This window comes from Sulfitobacter sp. SK025, from assembly GCF_003352105.1.
Taxonomy (GTDB): domain Bacteria; phylum Pseudomonadota; class Alphaproteobacteria; order Rhodobacterales; family Rhodobacteraceae; genus Sulfitobacter; species Sulfitobacter pontiacus.
Genome location: NZ_CP025808.1, coordinates 21,285 through 27,500 on the forward strand (window position 1 = coordinate 21,285; position 6,216 = coordinate 27,500).

Below are 6,216 nucleotides of genomic sequence, written 5' to 3' on the forward strand. Positions count from 1 at the left end.
CCTTCGAGCGACCCCGCACCCCAAACATCAAAGGATAAAGACTATGGAACTACCATTCACATCAGGCACAGAACTTACACCAATGGCAGCCGCCTGCTACCCGCTTGCGCGCGCCGCTGCGACCGGCATCGAACAGGATGTCCTCGACCTCGTTTCGCCAAAACAGAAACGTATGGCGCAAGAACTCGCGGTGCTCCTTCAACGTGGGGCGATCTTCGACAGAGGCGTTCTCGCAAAGCTGCACGATCTGGTGGGCGTGCTTGATGCCGAGATCATCGAAGGAACCTATGTTGAAACGCATTACGATCACTCCTTGGAGAACGTGTCCGATACGCAGGATTGGGGAGAGGAGCGGATGACGCCGGAAGCCGATCGGCTAACCAACGCACTGGGAGTGCTAGTTGAGCTCTACGTAACGCTTTCGGCTGTGCACGATCTTCTCCGTGCCGAGAAGGCCCTTCAGGGGCTGCGCGCAGTAGCCTGACCGAACATGCGGGTTTAGACACCCCGCATCAGGTGCGCTGGCGACCCTTCTGCTGCTACAGATGTCAGCGCGCCGCCCATAAAGAGACGCCCGCACAGATCATCTCTGTGCGGGCGTAGACGATCAACCGTTAAAGGCCACCGTGTCTCGTCGTGTTGTTGGTTTTGTGTGTCCACAACCGAAGGAGAAGCGAATGACCCTCACAAATCTGATCGACCTGATAGCTGAAGTTGCCGCCAAGCGGGCCACCGAAGAGGGCAGAACGAAGGAAGAAACACCAAGCGCAGGGTTAGCCATATGCAGGCACTTTTGGGCAAAGTTATGGCGAACAAGGTCATATCGCATTTCATTCGGTGCGTTGCCACAAAACCGCCATTGATGCGGGGCAACTATCAACGCAATCATCTTAATATCGTGAACAACAGTTCGCAGGAGACCATATGACTTCGACTGCCCGCCGTGCCGTGATCTACGCCCGTTTTTCGACTGAGATGCAGAATGCCAACTCGACCCGAGATCAGATCGCGAGTTGCCGCGCCTTTGCGGAGACAAACGGCTGGGAGGTTCTGGAGACATTTGAAGATGCCGGGATCTCCGGCGCAAACCGCGGCAGACCTGGCTACCAAAAAATGATGCAAGCCGTCAAAAGCGGTCTGGTCGATATTGTTCTCGCCGAGGGAACAAGCCGACTAAACCGCAGTCAGGAACTTTCTGCGAATCTCTTCGCTGTTTGCGATTTCAACGGCGTTGAGATTCACACCGTGGCCGATGGCCGTATCGAGGAGATTCACATCGGCATGAAGGGCACAATGGATGCCCTACAGATCAAGCGGACGTCACAGGAGGTCCATCGGGGCCAAACTGGCAGAATCAAAGATGGCCTCTCTGCAGGCGGGCTTAGTTTTGGCTACCGGATTCCCATCGACCCATCGACCGGATTGCGTAAGACCGGCGAGACCGAGATCGACGAGGCCCAAGCACTCATCGTCAAACGGATCTTTCGTGAGTTCGCAGATGGCAACAGCCCGAGGGCCATTGCCCACCAGCTCAACATAGAACATATCCCTGCCCCGCGTGGGGGAGCCTGGAAGGTTAACACAATATACGGCAACGCAGCCCGTGGCACAGGGATATTGAATAACCAACTCTATGCAGGCATCCGTGTGTGGAACCGGTTGAACTATCGCAAGAACCCAGAAACCGACAAACGGGTATCACGAAAGCGGGATGAGGGAGAATTTGTCGTGCACGATGTGCCCGATTTGCGGATCATCGAACCGGCACTTTGGGAAGCGGTAAAATCGTGCCAACGCACGCAAAGAAAGACCTTGTCAAAAGCGGCGCCCGTCGCCTTGCGACGCAAGAAGTATTTGCTCTCTGGCCTCGTCCAATGCGGCCAGTGCGGGGGTAATATGACTGTTGCAGGATCAGGCGCGCGCCGGGCATATTATTGCGCCAACGCCAAAGAGAAAGGTGCCGCGATCTGCAAGGGCATCCCAGGGATCCGTATAGACCGGTTGCAGCCTTTGGTTCTGGCAGGGCTCAGAGATGAGCTGATGATGCCAGAAGCTGTTGCGCGCTTCTCCGAGGAGTATCGACGCCATATCGCGGAGAAGAATCGAACCAAACACGAAGCGACCGCAGTCTTGCGTCACGCGATTGCGCAGCAGCAAAAATCCATCGACGGCTGCCTGCGCGCAGTCCGCGATGACCGAGCAACGGACAGCATATACGAGATGCTGGTAGAGGCTGAAGCAACCAAGAAGAAACTTGAAGCTGATCTGGCTACTCAGGCTCAGGATCCTATTGAGATCACACCGGACTTAGCAGCACTCCACCGCGCTGCGATTGACGACATCTCTGACATACTCAACGACCCGGATGTTGTGCATCGCGCGTCTGAAGTCCTCGGCGCGCTTATCGACAGCATTACAATCCGTCACGATGCAGAGCGCGGTCATACGGCGCTGCTTGAGGGTAAGTTGTTGGGATTGTTGATCTTTGCGGACAGCAAAAAAGCCGCATCCTATTCGGACGCGGCTTGTTCGCTAAAGCTGGTTGCGGGAGTAGGATTTGAACCTACGACCTTCAGGTTATGAGCCTGACGAGCTACCGGGCTGCTCCATCCCGCGCCGGGGGCCAATGTTTTTGTATTGGCGTTTGTTTTTTTGTCATCGTTTGAGAGATACGTAGAGGTTTTGCTAGGTTTGGCGGTGACCTACTCTCCCACGTCTTAAGACGCAGTACCATTGGCGCAGTAGCACTTAACTGCCGAGTTCGGGATGGGATCGGGTGTTTTGCTTACGCTATGACCACCAAACCGAGTAAAACCTCTATGTTGCTGCTTTTGCCATTGGCAAAAGAGCAACAAGCGGGAGAGAGCGTATCCGAAGGATGCGCGTTCCCGCCCCCTCACCATTCTAGGTAAGGATTTGTCCAAGTCAGTACGACTGATTGTATGTGTATGCTTTTGTCCTAGTAAGAAGTCTTTCTTCTACTGGATCAAATCAAGCCTATCGAGCAATTAGTACCAGTCAACTGAACGTATTACTACGCTTACATCTCTGGCCTATCGACGAGATGGTCTATCTCGGCTCTCAGGGATACCTTGTTTTGAGGGGGGCTTCCCGCTTAGATGCCTTCAGCGGTTATCCTGTCCGATCATAGCTACCCAGCACTGCTATTGGCATAACAACTGGTCCACCAGTGGATCGTTCACCCCGGTCCTCTCGTACTAGGGGCAACTCCTCTCAAGTATCCTACACCCACGGAAGATAGGGACCGAACTGTCTCACGACGTTCTAAACCCAGCTCACGTACCTCTTTAAACGGCGAACAGCCGTACCCTTGGGACCTGCTCCAGCCCCAGGATGAGATGAGCCGACATCGAGGTGCCAAACACTGCCGTCGATATGGACTCTTGGGCAGTATCAGCCTGTTATCCCCGGCGTACCTTTTATCCGTTGAGCGATGGCCCTCCCACTTGGGACCACCGGATCACTATGGCCGTCTTTCGACTCTGCTCGACTTGTCAGTCTCGCAGTCAGGCTGGCTTCTGCCATTGCACTCAACGAGCGATTTCCGACCGCTCTGAGCCAACCTTCGCGCGCCTCCGTTACGATTTAGGAGGCGACCGCCCCAGTCAAACTACCCACCACACAGGGTCCCGGATCCGGATAACGGACCGCGGTTAGACATCAAGCAGAACAAGGGTGGTATCTCAAGGGAGGCTCCACGCAGACTGGCGTCCACGTTTCAAAGCCCACCACCTATCCTGCACATGTTCGGCCTAATGCCAGTGTGAAGTTGTAGTAAAGGTGCACGGGGTCTTTCCGTCTAACCGCGGGTAACCGGCATCTTGACCGGTAATTCAATTTCGCTGAGTCTATGTTGGAGACAGCGGGGAAGTCGTTACGCCATTCGTGCAGGTCGGAACTTACCCGACAAGGAATTTCGCTACCTTAGGACCGTTATAGTTACGGCCGCCGTTTACCTGGGCTTCAATTCAGAGCTCTCACTCCTCCTTTTAACCTTCAGGCACCGGGCAGGCGTCAGACCCTATACGTCGTCTTACGACTTCGCAGAGCCCTGTGTTTTTAATAAACAGTCGCCACCCCCTGGTTTGTGCCCCCAGCCCCTAGTTGCCTAGGAACCGGGCCTCCTTCTCGCGAACTTACGGAGGTATTTTGCCGAGTTCCTTCAACATAGTTCTCTCAAGCGCCTTGGTATTCTCTACCTATCCACCTGTGTCGGTTTAGGGTACGATCTAGCGATGGAGCTATTTCCAGGGACCTCTAAGCAGCCCATTCAATCCGATAAGGATGAACTACCCTCGAGATCCGTCACTTCCATCTGGCCCAGGAATATTAACCTGGTTCCCATCGACTACGCCTTTCGGCCTCGCCTTAGGGGTCGGCTTACCCTGCTCAGATTAGCTTTAAGCAGGAACCCTTGGATTTTCGGCGAGAGTGTCTCTCACACTCTTTGTCGCTACTCATGTCATCATTCTCACTAGTGATCTCTCCACCGGATCGCTCACGCGCCGGCTTCACAGAAAAGACTTTATCTTGTGCTACCGCCTACGGCTACTTGAGCACGTTTACACGTACCAAACAGACGTTAAGCGATAATAAAGATAAGTCTTATGTCACACTACGCTCTGCTACCATGCAATTAATGCATCCTAAGCTTCGGCTCATGGCTTGAGCCCCGTTACATCTTCGCCGCAAGACAACTTATTTAGACCAGTGAGCTGTTACGCTATCTTTAAAGGATGGCTGCTTCTAAGCCAACCTCCTGGTTGTTTTGGTCGTCTCACCTGCTTTCCCACTTAGCCATGAATTAGGGGCCTTAGCTGTAGGTCAGGGTTGTTTCCCTCTTCACAACGGACGTTAGCATCCGCTGTGTGTCTGCCATCTAGTACTCCTCGGTATTCGGAGTTTGGTTAGGATCAGTAAGCCTGTGGGGCCCCATTACCCATCCAGTGCTCTACCCCCGAGGGTATTCGGATGACGCTCTACCTAAATAGATTTCGCAGAGAACCAGCTATCTCCGAGTTTGATTGGCCTTTCACCCCTAGGCACAGCTCATCCCGATCCTTTTCAACGGATGTGGGTTCGGTCCTCCAATAAGTGTTACCTTATCTTCAACCTGGCCATGCCTAGATCACTCGGTTTCGGGTCTGATCCCACAAACTCAACGCCCTATTAAGACTCGCTTTCGCTACGCCTACACCTAACGGCTTAAGCTTGCTTGTGAGACCAAGTCGATGACCCATTATACAAAAGGTACGCTGTCAGGCCGTAAAGACCCTCCAACTGATTGTAGGCGTTCGGTTTCAGGTACTGTTTCACTCCCCTCGTCGGGGTGCTTTTCACCTTTCCCTCACGGTACTGGTTCACTATCGGTCAGTAAGGAGTACTTAGCCTTCGAAGGTGGTCCTCCGATCTTCAGACAGAATTTCACGTGTTCCGCCCTACTTAATACGTCCAATCATGCTTCTTATACGGGACTATCACCCACTTTGGTTGCGCATTCCAACGCATTCTAACCACACTCATGGCTCGGCTGGTCCCCGTTCGCTCGCCGCTACTAGGGGAGTATCAATTGATTTCCTTTCCTCCGGGTACTTAGATGTTTCAGTTCCCCGGGTTTGCTTTTATAAACCTATGTATTCAGTCTATAAATACCTGGTTCTGCTTACTGATGAACCCACCGTCTGCACCTTGCGAACTTACGTCCTCAAGTAGCAAAGCGGTAGGACAACAATAAACAATCAGGTGGGTTGCCCCATTCAGAAATCCATGGATCAAAGCTTATTCTCAGCTCCCCATGGCTTATCGCAGAGTATCACGTCTTTCATCGCCTCTTACTGCCAAGGCATTCACCAAACGCCCTTTTCGCGCTTGATTTGATCCAGAAAAAGAAAGACTGATTTAATGTCCTACCGCCTATTCAGCTACTTGAGGACAATTTAGACCCTCAAACGGCCGGTAGAGTGCAGGACGTCAGTCCAACGCGGGAGACAGAAGCTGGTAAGAAACTGTCTTCCCTTATTCCAGATCAAAAGCATACTTTTACCCGCCCACTCTCTCAGAGTGGACAGCGAGCAGTGCATCTAGCCTACCTTCCGTGCAGGAAGCAGGCGTCACTACTCTGGTTAGTGTACTTGACTTGGACAACACGTCGCTTTCAGTCGCGATACGTTCAAAAGACCGAGGAAACAGTCGAGT

Annotated in this window: 3 protein-coding genes, 1 tRNA gene and 2 rRNA genes; 3 read left to right on the forward strand and 3 right to left on the reverse strand. The window is 53.0% G+C overall.

What is annotated here, in order from left to right; translation table 11 throughout:
- The first annotated feature begins 43 nt into the window (after positions 1 to 43).
- From C1J04_RS00095 to C1J04_RS19745, 3 genes are all read left to right on the forward strand, one after another.
- Positions 44 to 484, forward strand: a complete 441-nt coding sequence (locus C1J04_RS00095; protein ID WP_114865221.1) for a hypothetical protein — start codon at positions 44 to 46, stop codon at positions 482 to 484.
- A 193-nt stretch (positions 485 to 677) separates the two neighbouring features.
- Complete coding sequence (locus C1J04_RS19265) at positions 678 to 863, forward strand: hypothetical protein (protein WP_162797822.1); 186 nt, start codon at positions 678 to 680, stop codon at positions 861 to 863.
- Positions 864 to 975: 112 nt separating this feature from the next.
- Positions 976 to 2,583: a recombinase family protein gene (locus tag C1J04_RS19745; RefSeq protein ID WP_368074130.1), complete on the forward strand. Its 1,608-nt coding sequence runs from the start codon at positions 976 to 978 to the stop codon at positions 2,581 to 2,583.
- On the opposite strand, the gene C1J04_RS00115 is transcribed toward C1J04_RS19745, so the two are convergent.
- The 3 genes from C1J04_RS00115 to C1J04_RS00125 form a co-directional block, all read right to left on the reverse strand.
- Positions 2,540 to 2,616 (reverse strand) — tRNA-Met (locus tag C1J04_RS00115). The two genes, C1J04_RS19745 and C1J04_RS00115, sit on opposite strands and share 44 nt — an antisense overlap.
- A gap of 73 nt (positions 2,617 to 2,689) precedes the next feature.
- Positions 2,690 to 2,804: ribosomal RNA gene (gene rrf, locus C1J04_RS00120) — 5S ribosomal RNA — on the reverse strand.
- Positions 2,805 to 2,987: 183 nt separating this feature from the next.
- Positions 2,988 to 5,895 (reverse strand): 23S ribosomal RNA (locus C1J04_RS00125).
- Between the last annotated feature and the right edge of the window lie 321 nt (positions 5,896 to 6,216).

Coding starts and splice junctions, on each gene's coding strand:
- C1J04_RS19745 (WP_368074130.1), top strand. CDS start 976: ATGCAGAATGCCAACTCGACCCGAGATCAGATCGCGAGTTGCCGCGCC.
- C1J04_RS00095 (WP_114865221.1), top strand. CDS start 44: ATGGAACTACCATTCACATCAGGCACAGAACTTACACCAATGGCAGCC.
- C1J04_RS19265 (WP_162797822.1), top strand. CDS start 678: ATGACCCTCACAAATCTGATCGACCTGATAGCTGAAGTTGCCGCCAAG.